This window comes from Streptomyces griseomycini (assembly GCF_014203535.1).
GTDB classification, from domain to species: Bacteria; Actinomycetota; Actinomycetes; order Streptomycetales; family Streptomycetaceae; genus Streptomyces; species Streptomyces griseomycini.
The window spans coordinates 351,815-365,633 of record NZ_JACHJI010000007.1; the positions used below are offsets into that span (position 1 = coordinate 351,815).

The window sequence follows — 13,819 nt, forward strand, 5'->3', positions numbered from 1 at the left end:
CGAGGGAAGGGACTCCCAACAATGGCTGTAAGCCTGTCCAAGGGTGGCAACGTCTCGCTCACCAAGGAGGCTCCGGGCCTGACCGCCGTCACCGTGGGCCTCGGCTGGGACGTCCGCACCACCACCGGCACGGACTTCGACCTCGACGCGTCGGCGATCGCGGTCAACCCGCAGGGCAAGGTCTACTCCGACGCCCACTTCGTCTTCTTCAACAACAAGCAGACCCCGGACAACAGCATCGTCCACACCGGTGACAACCGCACCGGTGAGGGCGCCGGCGACGACGAGGCGATCAACGTCAACCTCGCCGCGCTCCCGGCCGACATCGACAAGATCGTCTTCCCGGTCTCGATCTACGACGCCGAGAACCGCAGCCAGAACTTCGGCCAGGTGCGCAACGCCTACATCCGCATCATCAACCAGGCCGGCGGCGCCGAGATCGCCCGCTACGACCTGTCGGAGGACGCCGCCACCGAGACCGCCATGGTCTTCGGCGAGCTGTACCGCAACGGCGCGGAGTGGAAGTTCCGCGCGGTCGGCCAGGGCTACGCCTCGGGCCTGGCCGGCATCGCCCAGGACTTCGGCGTGAACGTCTGACGGACGCCCCTCCCGAAGCAGCCGCTTCCGCAGGAGCCCCCGGCCACGGTGAGGACGGGCCCGGGGGCTCCGGCACGCGGTGAGGCCCCTCCCCTCCTCTCCCGGAAGGGCGGGGCCCTCCCCCGTACGACGGAGACGGTCCGTCCCGGCGGACGAAGCCCCGCGGTACCGCCCGCCGGCAGCGTGTCCGTCATGACGACAGCGACCGCAGCCCTCCCCGCCGCTCCTCCCGCACCCGTCTGGGCCCGCCGCGCCGCTCACGCCATCGCGCTGTGCGCCCTCCCCTCCGGCCTGTGGCGCATCGCCATGGCCTCCGGTGTCCCCGTGGGCTACAGCGACCAGGTGCTGCGCGACGTCTTCGCCATCCCCGGCTGGGGCGTCGCCTACGTCGTCGGCCTCTCCGTGGTCACCGAGCTGGCCGCCCTGTTCCCGCTGCTGCTCGTCACCGACCGGTGGCGTCCCCTGCGCCCCCGAACCCTCGCCGCGCTGGCCCGGACCGCCTCCGGCGTCCTGGTCCTGGTGGCCCTGTGGCAGCTCGCGGTCGCCCTCTCCGTCGAGAGCCGGACGTACCTGTCGAGCGGTACGGCCCACACCGTCTGGGCCGCCGCCTTCGCCCCGCTGTTCGCCGTCCCGGTCCTGATGACCGCGGTGACCTGGTCGTACACGAAGCGGCACCGGGCAGGGGGACAGCACGTCTAGGGGTGCTCCGGTCTTCCCTCCCCGTACAGCCAGTCCGCCCAGATCCCGGCGAAGTCCTCGTCCGGGGCCGACCTCTCCACGTACGCGGTGAAGTCGCCGGTGTCCGCGTTGCCGTGGCGGTGCTCCTCCGCCCAGCCGCGCAGGAGGGCGCGGAAGGGGCCGTCGCCGACCGTCTGCCGGATCTTGTGCAGGACCATCGCGCCGCGCTGGTAGACGGGGACGCCGGAGATGTGCGCCGCGTCGGGCGGTCGCGCCGGCGGGAACGACCACAGCGCCTCGTCCGCCTCCGCGCCGCGGAGACGGTCACCCGCGTACAGCGCGTCGAAGGCCTGCTGCGCGGTGCCGCCGCCGTGGTCCTCCTCCCACAGCCACTCCGCGTAGGTCGCGAAGCCCTCGCTGAGCCACATGTCCCGCCAGGTCTCCGGGGTGACGGAGTCGCCGTACCACTGGTGGGCGATCTCGTGGACCACCAGCCCGATGCCGGGGGCGCCGGGGAAGACCGGGCGGTTCTGGGTCTCCAGGGCGTACCCGGCGTCCCCGGGGCGCTCCACGATCGCGCCCGTGGAGGAGAAGGGGTACGGGCCGAAGGTCCGCTCCGCCCACGCCATGACCTCGGGGAGCCGCGCCAGGACCGCGCGGCTCGCCGCGGCCTGGTCCGGGTCGACCGCCGTGTACACGGGCAGACCGCCGGCGGTCGTGGTGCGGTCGACGTCGTACCGGCCGATGGCGAGCGTGGCGAGGTAGCTCGCCATCGGCTCGGTGGTGCGCCAGCGGTAGGTCGTGCGGTTCCCCTGCGTCTCCTCGCCGTCCGGCTCCCCGTTGGACACCGCCCGCAGCCCCTCCGGCACGGTCACCGCCAGGGCGTACGTCGCCTTGTCGGAGGGGTGGTGGTTGCCGGGGAACCAGGTCATCGACCCCGTCGGCTGCCCCAGGGCCAGCGCGCCGTCGGCGGTGCGCAGCCAGCCCTCCTCGGAGCCGTCCGGGTCGGTGACGGTCACGGGGGCGCCGGAGTAGCGGACGGTGACGCGGAAGCGCGCGCCGCGGTCGAGCCCGTCGCGCGGGCGGACCGTCAGCTCCTGGCCGGCGCGGTGCCGGCGCGCGGCCGCGCCGTCGACGGTGACCTCCCCGACGTCCAGGCCCTCGAGGTCGAGGTTGAACGCGGAGAGGTCCCGGGTCGCGCGGGCGGTGAGCGTCGCGGTGCCGGTCAGGCGGTGGGCGCCGGGGTCGTAGGCGAGGTCGAGGGCGTAGTGGACGACGTCGTAACCGCCGTTGCCCGCCTTCGGGAAGTACGGGTCGCGGACCCCGTTCGCACCGGGAGTGACGCCACCACCGCCGCCGCCGCACGCGGTCGCCACCACGGCGAGCAGGACGAGGCCGACGGCGGTGGACGCACGGGAACGGGGGGTACGACGGGAGCGGCGGGGGCGCACTCCGTGATCCTACGGAGGCGCGGCGGCGACGCCCGCCAGGTGCCCGTGCGGGCGGGCGTGCCGTGTCGTGACACCATCACCCCGTGCTCGACATCGGCTACGCCCTCTCCAACCGCTTCCCCGATCCGCCGCAGACCGACTACCGCCGCGCGGACGTCCACGCCCTGCGCCACGACCTGTTCTGCGGTGACGTCTACCTCGCCGACACCGAGACGGACCGCGAGGTGTCCACGGCCTGGGGATGGGTGCCGGTGCTCGACTTCGCCTGGGCGCTGTGCGACATCGTGGAGCACATCGACCGGGACCCGGCGGGCTCCCGGGCCTCCCGCCCCCAGCGGGCCGAGCTGGACTTCACCGAGTCCACCGACCGCCTGCTCTTCGAGCGCCGCTTCGGGTGGGTGGACATCGAGGCGGAGTGGCTGCCGGCCGGCGAGCCCCCGCTGACCTTCTCCCACGCCGAACTCCGCCGCGAGGCCCGCGACTTCCTGCACGACCTGCTCGCCGACCTGATCGACCTGCACGAGGACCTCGGCGAGAACCCGGCCGTCTGGACCCTCCAGGCCCGCTTCCCGAGGATCCCCTGACCGCTCCCGCTCACACGGTGCGGCGCCCCTCCCGGGAGCGGCACCGGACCGGAGGGAGGAACCAGTGGTGCCGGCGGGCCGTCCGCCCCGGCGCGCCGTCCGGCGGAACGCCTCGGGCCGGGCGCACGGGGCCGGTACGAGGACCGGGGCCCGGTCCCCCGCCCGCCTGGGCCCCGCTCAGCCCTCCACCCTGATCCCCATCTCCCCCGCCAGCACCGGTGCCAGGTCCAGCAGCTGGGCCGTGCTGATCACCGCCCCCGACAGCCGGTCCACCCCCCTCGCGATCTCCAGCGAGGCGGCGCCCCGCAGGTCGACGTCCTTCAGCGCGGCCCCCGAGAGGTCCGCGCCCTTCAGCGCGCAGTCCACGAACTCCACGCGCTCCAGCCGGGCCCCGCCGAAGTCCGGTTCGACCAGGACGCAGCCCTCGAACACGACGTCCTTGAGCCGGGCCGAGCGCAGGTTCAGGAAGTCGATCTTGCCGCCCCGGACCAGCACCCGCTCCAGCACCGCCCCGTGCAGCTGCGTCCCCCCGAGACGCGCGTCGGTCACCTCGACGTCCCGCAGGGTCGCCTCGGCCAGGTCCGTGCCCACGCCCCGGACGCCGGTGAGGGCCGAGTCCAGCACCCGCGCCCGGGACAGCCGCGTCCCGTCCAGCGCGCACCCCGTCAGCACGCAGTCCAGGAAGCGCGCCCCCGCGCCGACCTGCCCGGAGAGGTCCGCCTCGCGGAACTCCAGCCCGTCGTAGTCCCCGTCCGGCTCCAGTCCGTCCCCCTCGAACCGCTCCGGCGCGGGCAGCCTCAGCTCCGGGCGCCGCGCCCCCTTCGTCCCCGTACCACCCGTCGCGCTCCGCTCCCTCGCCATGCCCACCATGCTGCACCCCACCACCGACAATCCCGCTGACCTGCGGAAACCCCGCGCATGTCACATCTCGGGGCCCTCGACGAGTCGTAGCAGCGGACAACCCGAAGGCGACCCCGAGCAAGGGAGACCCCCGTCATGCACCGCATCACCGTCGTCGGAGGCGGCTTCGCCGGACTCACCGCGGCCATCACCGCCGCCGAGGCGGGCGCCAAGGTCACCGTCCACGAGGCCCACCACACCCTCGGCGGCCGGGCCCGCACCGCCGAGGGCCCGTACCGGACGAACGAGGGGCCGCACGCCCTCTACAACGGCGGCCCGCACTGGTCCTGGCTCCGCCGGCGCGGCCTCATCGGACCGCTCGCCCCGATCCCGCCCCTGGAGGTGGCCCGGCTGCGGCTGCGCCACCGGGGCGCGCTGCGCCGCACCCCGCCCTTCGCGATGCTGAAGCTGCTGCGCCGCGGCGGCGCGCAGGCGCCCGTGGACACCGATTTCCTCACCTGGGCCACCGGCGTCGCCGGCGAGGAGGCCGCGCGGGCCGCCGCGCACTACTCCGCGGTCGCGCTGTTCCACCACGACCCGGGCTCCCTGTCCGCCGCGTTCGTGCAGGAACGCCTCCGCCGTGCCACCAAGCTGCCCCCGGAGGCGCACTACCCGCGCGGCGGCTGGGGCGCGCTCATCGACCGGATGGCCGCCCGCGCCTGGAACCTGGGCGTGCGGATGGAGACCCTGTCCCGCGTCGACACCCTGCCCACCGACACCCCGGTCGTCGTCGCCACCTCCCTCGACTCCGCCCGCCGCCTCCTCGGCGACTCCTCGCTGACCTGGCCGAGCGGCCGTACCGTCCTGGTCGACCTCGCCGTGCGCTCCCGGCGCGGGGACGCGTTCGTCGTGTCCGACCTGGACGCGCCGGGCTGGCTGGAGCGGTTCACCGCCCAGGACCGCACCCTCGCCCCGGCCGGCGAGCAGCTGATCCAGGGACAGATCCCCGTCGCCCCGCACGAGTCCAAGGCCGACGGCGTCACGCGCGCCGAGGAACTGCTGGACCTGGGGTTCGAGGGCTGGCGCGAGCGGGTCACCTGGCGGCGGGAGGCGCTGGCGAACGGGCGGACCGGCGCCGTCGACCTGCCCGGCACCAGCTGGCGCGACCGGCCCGCCGTCGACCGCGGCGACGGCGTCTACCTCGTCGGCGACCAGGTCGCCGCGCCCGGCGTGCTCGCGGAGGTCTCCTTCAACAGCGCCCTGACGGCCGTCTCCCTCGCCCTCGGCCGGCGCGAGCTCGACCTCGAGCGCGCTTGACCTCACGCGCTTGACCTCAAGTGTGCTCGAGGTCGAAGGGTGGGGTCGTCGTGACGGAGACGATCCACCGCACCCACGGGGGGACCCCACATGCACGCCATCCGCCTGCACGCCTTCGGCCCGGCCGAGAACCTCCTCCACGAGGAGGTCGAGGACCCGCTGCCGGGCCCGGGACAGGTCCGCGTCGCCGTACGGGCGGCCGGAGTCCACCTCCTGGACACGGCCCTGCGGCAGGGCGTGCGGGGCCCCGCCCCGGCCCTGGCCACCCTGCCGACCGTCCCCGGCCGCGAGGTCGCCGGAGTCGTGGACGCCGTCGGCGAGGGCACGCCCGCCGACTGGCTCGGCAAGCGGGTCGTCGCCCACCTCGGCTTCGCCCCCGGAGGCTACGCGGAGCTGGCCGTCACCGACGCCGACCGCCTGCACGAGGTCCCGGAACGGCTCGACTTCGCCGCGGCCGTCGCCATGATCGGCACGGGCCGTACGGCGATGGGCGTCGTGCAGTTCGCCGAACCCGGCCCGGGCGACGTGGTCGTCGTCCCCGCCGCGGCGGGCGGCATCGGCACCCTCCTCGTGCAGTACGCCAAGAACGCCGGCGCCACCGTCATCGGCCTGGCCGGCGGCCCCGCGAAGACGGCCCGGGTGGCGGCGGGCGGCGCCGACCTCGCCGTCGACTACACGGCCCCGGAGTGGATCGAACGGCTCGACGGCCACCGGGGCGAGGTCACCGTCGTGTACGACGGCGTGGGCGGCGACGTCGCCCGCGCGCTGGTCGGTCTCCTCGCGCCCGGCGGCCGGCACGTCGTGTTCGGCTGGTCGGCCGAGGGCGTCGACAGCGACAGCCCCCACCTCGTCGAGGGCGTCTCCACGAACGTCCTCGGGCCCGCGATGATGCGGAAGGCCGGCGGCCCCGACCCCGTGCGCACCCTCGAACTGCGCGCCCTCGCCGAGGCCGCCGGAGGCCGGCTCACCCCCGCCGTCCACCGCTTCCCCCTCGCCGAGGCCGCGGCCGCCCACCGGGCCCTGGAGAACAGGCGCACGACCGGAAAGGTCGTCCTGGAGCCGTAGGACCCGCCCACGGGTCCGGGCGAGCCGCGCGGCAGCCCGTCAATCCACGTGCCCCGGCTTCCGTACCCCACTACCGTGCGAGAAATGATCGACGTTCCCGAGGAACTCGCCGCCGCCCAGGAGAAGTTCAACAAGGAGGCCGGCCGGGCCTTCATCGCCGCCCTGCCGGACCTCGCCGCCGCCTTCCTGGACCGCTGGGACCTGCGCGTCACCGGGGCGCCCATGCACGGCGTGAGCGCCCTGGTCCTGCCGGTCGACCGCGCGGACGGCACCCCGGCCGTGCTGAAGCTCCAGATCCGCGACCACGAGAGCGAGGGCGAACCGGTCGCCCTGCGCCTGTGGAACGGCGACGGAGCGGTCCGCCTGCTCGACCACGACGAACCCACCGGCACCATGCTCCTGGAACGCCTCGACGCCTCCCGGATGCTCGCCCACCAGCCCGACGTGCACGAGGGCGTCCTGGTGATCGCCCGCCTCCTCGCCCACCTCCACGCCACCCCGGCGCCCGAGGGCATGCGCCACCTCGGCGACATGGCCGCGTCCATGCTGGAGCGGACGCCCGCGGCGCTGGACCGGATCCCGGACCCGGCGGCCCGCCGCCTCGTCGCCGACTGCGCGGCCGCCGTACGGGAGGTCGCCGGCGAACCCGGCGACCGCCTGCTGCACTGGGATCTGCACGACGAGAACGTCCTCGCCGCCGACCGCGCGCCCTGGCTCGCCATCGACCCCAAGCCACTGGCCGGCGACCCCGGCTTCGACCTCTGGCCCGCCCTGGCCAACAACTTCGACGCCGGCGACGTCCACTGGCGCTTCGACGCCATGACCGACGTCCTCGGCCTCGACCGCGCGCGGGCGCGCGCGTGGACGTACGGACGGCTGCTGCAGAACTGCCTGTGGGAGATCGAGGACGGCCGTCCCCTGGACGAGAACGACCTGGAGATCGCCCGCCGCCTGCGCGGCCGTACGGCGTAGGGGGATGCCGGGCCGAAAGAGGTCCCGGGCCGGAGCGGGTCCGGCCCGGGACTCGGCTGGAGCCCCCTGTCGGATTCGAACCGACGACCTGCTGTTTACAAGACAGCTGCTCTGACCATCTGAGCTAAGGAGGCACCGCGCGGCGCGCGCGAAGGCTGGTCCACTGTACACAGAGCCGGTTTCGCCGGGCCACGCACTTGGGGGAGTCGGCCCCCGCCCGCTCACTCCAGCTCGTACGCGAAGGTGTACGCCACCTCCGTCTCCCCGTGCCGGTAGGTGAACCCGCCCGTGCCGCGCAGCCCCGTCAGTCCCTCGGTGCCCGATCCCTCGACGACCTCGAAGGAGCAGTGCACGGTGCCGTCGGCCTCGAACCGCCCGCGCTCCTCGAGGACGAAGGTCCCCTCGCGCCCGTCGACCCGGCCGCCGACGAGTTCCATGCCCGCGAAGGTGCCGGTCGTCCCGGTCAGGTAGGCGATCGCGTAGTCGCAGGTCGTGGCCCCGGCCTCGATGCCGCCCGAGAACGCGTTGGTGACCGTGGCGTGCGCGAGCCGGGGGTGGGCGCCTTCCGGGGTGACGGGTTCCTCCTTCCAGCCGGCGAAGGTGAAGTGGCCGGTGGTGGTCCGGGTGACGGGCATGGGTGTTCCCTTCTGGTGCCTGCTCTGGCCTGTGGACCCACCCTTCCGCCCGTACCTGACACCTCCTGTCAGGTACGGGCGGAGAATGGCCCCCATGCGTGCCGACCGGCTTCTCTCCCTGCTCCTGCTGCTGCAGAACCGCGGCCGGATGACCGCCCCCGAGCTGGCGGCGGAACTGGAGGTGTCGGTGCGCACCGTCTACCGGGACATCGAGGCGCTCGGCGCGTCCGGGGTGCCGGTGCGGGCCGAGCGCGGGCCGGAGGGCGGCTACCGCCTGATGGAGGGCTACCGGACGCGGCTGACCGGGCTGACGGACGCGGAGGCCGGTTCACTGGTCCTGGCGGGGCTGCCGGGGCCGGCCCGGGACCTGGGCCTGGGCGCCGTGCTGGCGAGCGCCCAGCTGAAGATCGAGGCCGCCCTGCCGGGGGAACTGGCCGGGCAGGCGCGGCGGGTGCGCGCGTGCTTCCACCTGGACGCGCCGGCCTGGTTCCGGGACGCCGACCCCGTGCCGTACCTGGAGCCGATCGCACGCGCGGTGTGGGAGCGGCGGGTGCTGCGCACCCGCTACCGGCGCTGGCGCGGCGAGGTGCACCGGGAGGTGTGCCCGCTGGGGCTCGTGCTGAAGGGCGGCATCTGGTACCTGGTGGCGCTGGCGGAGGACACCGTGCGCACCTACCGGGTGTCGCGGTTCCTGGCGGTGGAGGAGACCGGCGCGGAGTTCACCCGTCCGGCCGGTTTCGACCTGGCCGCGTACTGGACGGAGTCCTCCCGGCGGATGGAGGCGGCACTGCGCCAGGGCACGGCCCGGCTGCGGCTCTCGCCGCGCGGGCAGAAGCTGCTGCCGATGCAGTTCGGGGCGGCGGGCGTGCGGGCGCTCGCGGACGCGGGACCGCCGGACGGCGAGGGGTGGGTCGAGGTGGAGCTGCCCGTCGAGTCGGAGGCGGTCGCGACCGGCGACCTGCTCCGGTTGGGCGTCGAGGCGGAGGTGCTCGGCCCGGCGGGGCTGCGGCGGGCGGTCGCGGCGGCCGTGGCGGTGCTCGCGGACCGGTACGCGACCGGATCACCCTCCCGGTGATCGAAAGTTTTCGCGGAATTCACCGTCCTCGAAGTACTGACAGACCAGGTGAACGCCGGGTACCGTCCTGGTCCAGTTCACCCTCGTGGACTACACCACCACGGAACACCCGTGGTGGCACACCTTCCTACTCGGATCGTCCGGCACGTTCCTGCCGGTAGAAGGGGACCGTTCACCATGGCCACTGTCACGTTCGACAAGGCGACCCGGATCTACCCGGGTTCCACCAAGCCCGCCGTCGACGCCCTCGACATCGAGATCGCGGACGGCGAGTTCCTCGTCCTGGTCGGCCCGTCCGGCTGCGGCAAGTCCACCTCGCTCCGGATGCTCGCGGGGCTCGAGGACGTCAACGGCGGCGCCATCCGCATCGGTGACCGCGACGTCACCCACCTGCCGCCCAAGGACCGGGACATCGCCATGGTGTTCCAGAACTACGCGCTCTACCCGCACATGACGGTCGCCGACAACATGGGCTTCGCGCTCAAGATCGCCGGCGTCAACAAGGCGGAGATCCGGCAGAAGGTCGAGGAGGCCGCGAAGATCCTCGACCTGACCCAGTACCTGGACCGCAAGCCGAAGGCGCTCTCCGGCGGTCAGCGCCAGCGCGTGGCCATGGGCCGCGCCATCGTGCGTGAGCCGCAGGTGTTCCTCATGGACGAGCCGCTGTCCAACCTGGACGCCAAGCTCCGCGTGTCCACCCGTACGCAGATCGCCTCGCTCCAGCGCCGTCTGGGCATCACCACCGTCTACGTCACCCACGACCAGGTCGAGGCCCTGACCATGGGCGACCGGGTCGCGGTCCTCAAGGACGGTCTGCTCCAGCAGGTCGACACCCCGCGCAACATGTACGACAAGCCCGCGAACCTCTTCGTCGCCGGCTTCATCGGCTCCCCGGCCATGAACCTGGTCGAGGTCCCGGTCACCGACGGCGGTGTGAAGTTCGGCAACTCGGTGGTGCCGGTCGAGCGTGAGGCGCTGGCCGCCACCTCCGACAAGACCGTCACGGTCGGCGTCCGCCCCGAGCACTTCGACGTGGCCGGCCCCGACTCCGACCTGGGCGTCGAGGTCACCGTCAACGTCGTCGAGGAGCTGGGCTCCGACGCGTTCGTCTACGGCACCGCGCAGGTCGGCGGCGAGACCAAGGACCTCGTCGTCCGCGTCGGCGGCCGCGAGGTCCCGGAGAAGGGCAGCACGCTGCACGTCGTGCCGCGGGCGGGCGAGACCCACGTGTTCTCGACCTCGACCGGCGCGCGCCTGTCCGACTGAGGGACCGGCCGGAGCGCACGACTCGGGGGGATTCACCCGAGACGATGAGGAAGGGCCCCGCAGGCTGCTGCGGGGCCCTTCCCCGTGTCGACAAATACCCCGGCACAACGGGCATTTCGAGCAGCGTGCGTCAACACGCGCCCTCGAACCCCCGCCCCCTCATCCCTCGAACCGGTGACTCCGAGTTTTCCTGCCGCTACCTGCCGCTACCCTCACACGCGTGAAGCACTCCACGAACCCTCAGACGCGACGCGGCGGGGGCCCCGCCCTCCGGATCGGCCGCACCCTCGCCTTCGTCCTGCCCGTCGTCCTGGTGCTCTCCGGGACCCTCGCGGTCGCGCGAGTCAACTGGTCGGGGAACTCCTCGAGTCCGGTGCTCACCGCCGCGGACACCTCCGTCTCCGGCGCCTCCTCGCGTGCCGCCGCCCGCGCGCCGCAGGACGTGCTGCGCGACGCGCTGCTGGTCGAACTGCAGGAGCAGGACCCGGGCGTGGCGCTCACCCGGCTCCAGCAGGCCGTGAACGACCGCCCGTCGCTGGCGAAGCACTGCACGTCCATCGCCCGCGCCCTCGGCAAGGCCGCGGTCCGGGTGTACGGCCCCGCCAGGGCCCAGTCCTACGCCCGCCCGGTCTGCGACACCTCCTTCGCGTCGGGGGTCGTCACCGCCCAGCGCTGAGCGTACGGCCCAGCGCTGAGCGCACGGCCCAGCGCTGAGCGCACGGCCCAGCGCTGAGCGCACGGCCCGGCGCCGGGCACACCGCCCGGCGCGTTCGAGTGGCCACCGGACCCGGTCGCCCGCGGGACGCCACGTACAGTTCGCTCATGACCGATCCGAGCGCCGCGTTCCGCCCCGTTCAAGCCGTCGTCCTGGCCGGCGGCCAAGGCTCCCGGCTTCGTCCGTACACCGACGACCGGCCCAAGCCGATGGTCGAGATCCCCGGTACGGGGACCCCGATCATCGGCCATCAGCTCTCCTGGCTCGCCGAGGAGGGCGTGACGGGCGTGGTGGTCTCCTGCGGCCACCTCGCCGAGGTCCTGCAGAAGTGGCTGGAGACCGCCGACCTGTCCGTCTCCGTCACCACCGTCGTCGAGACGGAACCCCTCGGCCGCGGCGGCGGCCTGAAGTACGCCGCCGCGCACCTCCCGTACCCGGACCGGCCCTGGTACGCCACCAACGGCGACATCTGGACCCGCTTCTCGCTGCGCGACATGGCGGACTTCCACACCGAGCGGGACGCCGTCGCGACCCTCGCCCTGGCCCGCCCGCGCATCCCGTGGGGCGCGGTGCGGACGGACGGCTTCGGCCACATCACGGACTTCATCGAGGCCCCGCCGTCGACCTTCGAGATCAACGCGGGCGTGTACGTCTTCTCCCCCGAGTTCGCCGGCCTGCTCCCGGAGCGCGGCGACCACGAGCGCACCACGTTCCCGCACCTGGCGCGGGAACGCCGGCTGGCCGGGTTCCCGATCCCCCAGGGCTCCTACTGGCGGGCGATCGACACCGCGAAGGACCTGACGGAGGCGGCGAAGGAGCTGGCGGCGCAGGGTCGTTGACCCGCCTCCACCCGTGACGGCGTACGGCGAAGGGGTCCCGCACCACGTCCGTGCGGGACCCCTTCGCCGTACGCGGGCGGACGCTCCTACCCCAGGAGGCCGCCCACGAGACCCCGCTCCCCCGTGGAGCCGCTGCCGCCGCCGCTGCTGCTGCCCCCGCTCGGGGTGCCGCTGCTGCCGCCGGTGGCGCTGCCGCCCGAGGTCGGGCCGGAGCTGGTGCTCGGGGCCTGGTCGACCGGGGAGGACTGCTGGGGCGGGGCCTGCCCGGTGCTGCCCCGGGTCTGGCTGGGGGTGACGGCGCCGGCGCCCTGGGTCGCACCGGGGGTGGTGGTCCCGGCGGACGGGGCGGTCGAGCCGGACGTGGCGCTCCGGCTGGGCGGGGTGGAGGCCGACGGGGTGCGCTTCTCCGGCGACTCTCCGGGTTCCTGCGGGAGCGGGGAGCCGGGGAGTTCGTTGCGCGGGGCCTCGCCGGGCCCCGGGACGACCACGCGGTCGGCGTCGCGGACGGCACCGCCGAGCAACGAGCCGACGAGCAGGGTGAGCCCGCAGACGACGCCGGTGACGAGGGCGCCGCGGCGCAGGACATGACGGCGCAGGTCCCAGATGTCGGCGCGGGGACCGAGCCGGCGCCAGGCTCCGCCCGCGAGGCGGCCGTCGACGGAGTAGACGGGGGCGCCCGCGATGATCAGCGGGGACCAGGCCGCGAGGTAGATGATGTCGGGCGTCTCGTAGGCGGGGGCGCTCTTCCAGCTGACGGTGACCAGCAGCGCCGCCGAGAGCAGCGCGCCGACCACGGCCGCCACGCGCTGCCAGCAGCCGAGGACGGTCAGGACGCCGACGACGACCTGGAGGAAGGCGATGGCCAGTCCCGAGCCGACGGGGTGCTCCAGGGCGAACTGGCGCAGCGGCTCGGCGACGTCCCAGGGGTGCAGGGTGTGCAGCCACTTGACCATGGAGCCGCGCTTGCCGCCCTCGAAGTAGAGGGGGTCGCAGAGCTTGCTCATCCCGGCGTAGACGGAGATGGAGCCGAGGAGGACCCGCAGCGGGAGCAGGACGACGCCGAGGTTCATCCGGCGGCCGGGGTAGTAGGCGTGCCGGGCCGGGTCGTCGCCGTGCCGCCTGCCGCGCCGGCCGGTGTCCTCGAAGTCGTCTTCTCCGTAGGCGGGTTCACCGTATCCGGGACCGCCGTAGCCGGGTTCGTCGTAGGTGCTGCCGACGGGGCGCATCGGGGGCAGCAGGGGCCCGTCGCCGGGCCTGCGCTGGGCGCCGACGAACGGGGTCTCGAGGGGCTGGGTGGCCGGGCCGTCGTCGTGGCCGTCGGGTCCGGTGCCGGGGTGGCCGTCGGGTCCGGTGCCGGGCCGGGGGACGACCCGGGTGCCGGTGCCACCGGCGCCGGTGAACGGCTCGTCGGCGTGGCGGACGCCTCCGCGCCGCACGGCCTGGAGGAGCCGGTGGGCGCCGGTGTCGTCGGGGGCGGAGCGGCCGCTCCAGACGACGGGACGGCGACGGGCGGGGGCCCGGCCCGCCGCGCCCATGGTGGTGACGACGGGGATGCGGGCGGTGTCCTCGGCGGCGCTCGAGTGCCGTGCGATCCGCGGCGACGGGGCGCGCCACGCCGAAGCGCCCAGCTGCACGCGGAAGCTGGCGTGATTGACGACGACCTGCGCCGGATCGCTCGGCACCTTCACCATGCTCAGCGCGGGAGCGTCGTCGAGTCCCGACGAGCGGTCCCCCGTGGGTGTGCGGGGTGTTCTGGTGTCCACACTCATCTAACCGAGTGACGGG

14 protein-coding genes and 1 tRNA gene are annotated in these 13,819 nt (G+C 74.2%); 10 read left to right on the plus strand and 5 right to left on the minus strand.

All coding sequences use genetic code 11. From position 1 onward, the window contains the following. The first annotated feature begins 21 nt into the window (after nt 1-21). Both FHS37_RS21815 and FHS37_RS21820 read left to right on the plus strand, forming a co-directional pair. A complete protein-coding gene (locus tag FHS37_RS21815; protein ID WP_184823835.1) occupies nt 22-597 on the plus strand; it encodes a TerD family protein in 576 nt (191 codons plus the stop codon). 183 nt (nt 598-780) lie between these two features. After that, on the plus strand, nt 781-1,296 hold the full coding sequence (locus FHS37_RS21820) for a hypothetical protein (RefSeq protein WP_184823837.1): 516 nt from the start codon (nt 781-783) through the stop codon (nt 1,294-1,296). Here FHS37_RS21820 and FHS37_RS21825 read toward each other — a convergent pair. After that, entirely contained in the window at nt 1,293-2,726 is a 1,434-nt protein-coding gene (locus FHS37_RS21825) for a M1 family metallopeptidase (RefSeq protein ID WP_184823839.1), read from the minus strand. The genes FHS37_RS21820 and FHS37_RS21825 overlap by 4 nt on opposite strands. 83 nt (nt 2,727-2,809) lie before the next feature. Here FHS37_RS21825 and FHS37_RS21830 point away from each other — a divergent pair, with 83 nt between their 5' ends. Beyond that, the gene (locus FHS37_RS21830) at nt 2,810-3,310 is read left to right on the plus strand and encodes a hypothetical protein (protein WP_184823840.1); all 501 of its coding nucleotides are present in this window, start codon (nt 2,810-2,812) and stop codon (nt 3,308-3,310) included. Between the two features lie 177 nt (nt 3,311-3,487). Here FHS37_RS21830 and FHS37_RS21835 read toward each other — a convergent pair whose 3' ends face one another. Continuing rightward, nucleotides 3,488-4,171 (minus strand): pentapeptide repeat-containing protein, encoded by a 684-nt coding sequence (locus FHS37_RS21835; RefSeq protein WP_229890052.1) that lies wholly within the window; start codon nt 4,169-4,171, stop codon nt 3,488-3,490. Nucleotides 4,172-4,306: 135 nt separating this feature from the next. Here FHS37_RS21835 and FHS37_RS21840 point away from each other — a divergent pair, with 135 nt between their 5' ends. The 3 genes from FHS37_RS21840 (at nt 4,307) to FHS37_RS21850 (ending at nt 7,504) form a co-directional block, all read left to right on the plus strand. After that, a complete protein-coding gene (locus FHS37_RS21840; protein WP_184823844.1) occupies nt 4,307-5,467 on the plus strand; it encodes an FAD-dependent oxidoreductase in 1,161 nt (386 codons plus the stop codon). A 90-nt stretch (nt 5,468-5,557) separates the two neighbouring features. Next, nucleotides 5,558-6,532, plus strand: a complete 975-nt coding sequence (locus FHS37_RS21845; RefSeq protein ID WP_184823845.1) for a zinc-binding dehydrogenase — start codon at nt 5,558-5,560, stop codon at nt 6,530-6,532. Nucleotides 6,533-6,616: 84 nt separating this feature from the next. Then, on the plus strand, nt 6,617-7,504 hold the full coding sequence (locus FHS37_RS21850) for an aminoglycoside phosphotransferase family protein (RefSeq protein ID WP_184823847.1): 888 nt from the start codon (nt 6,617-6,619) through the stop codon (nt 7,502-7,504). Nucleotides 7,505-7,561: 57 nt separating this feature from the next. Here FHS37_RS21850 and FHS37_RS21855 read toward each other — a convergent pair. Together FHS37_RS21855 and FHS37_RS21860 are read right to left on the minus strand one after the other, a co-directional pair. Beyond that, nucleotides 7,562-7,638 (minus strand) — tRNA-Thr (locus FHS37_RS21855). A gap of 87 nt (nt 7,639-7,725) precedes the next feature. Next, on the minus strand, nt 7,726-8,139 hold the full coding sequence (locus FHS37_RS21860; protein WP_184823849.1) for a DUF3224 domain-containing protein: 414 nt from the start codon (nt 8,137-8,139) through the stop codon (nt 7,726-7,728). A gap of 94 nt (nt 8,140-8,233) precedes the next feature. Here FHS37_RS21860 and FHS37_RS21865 point away from each other — a divergent pair, with 94 nt between their 5' ends. The 4 genes from FHS37_RS21865 (at nt 8,234) to FHS37_RS21880 (ending at nt 12,034) form a co-directional block, all read left to right on the plus strand. Beyond that, a complete protein-coding gene (locus FHS37_RS21865) occupies nt 8,234-9,214 on the plus strand; it encodes a helix-turn-helix transcriptional regulator (protein WP_184823851.1) in 981 nt (326 codons plus the stop codon). 177 nt (nt 9,215-9,391) lie between these two features. After that, entirely contained in the window at nt 9,392-10,480 is a 1,089-nt protein-coding gene (locus tag FHS37_RS21870; protein WP_184823853.1) for an ABC transporter ATP-binding protein, read from the plus strand. A 220-nt stretch (nt 10,481-10,700) separates the two neighbouring features. Next, nucleotides 10,701-11,156: a hypothetical protein gene (locus FHS37_RS21875; RefSeq protein WP_184823855.1), complete on the plus strand. Its 456-nt coding sequence runs from the start codon at nt 10,701-10,703 to the stop codon at nt 11,154-11,156. Nucleotides 11,157-11,302: 146 nt separating this feature from the next. Continuing rightward, nucleotides 11,303-12,034, plus strand: a complete 732-nt coding sequence (locus FHS37_RS21880) for a nucleotidyltransferase family protein (protein ID WP_184823857.1) — start codon at nt 11,303-11,305, stop codon at nt 12,032-12,034. A gap of 86 nt (nt 12,035-12,120) precedes the next feature. Here the strand turns inward: FHS37_RS21880 and FHS37_RS21885 are convergent, their stop codons facing one another. Then, on the minus strand, nt 12,121-13,803 hold the full coding sequence (locus tag FHS37_RS21885; protein WP_184823859.1) for a DoxX family membrane protein: 1,683 nt from the start codon (nt 13,801-13,803) through the stop codon (nt 12,121-12,123). Between the last annotated feature and the right edge of the window lie 16 nt (nt 13,804-13,819).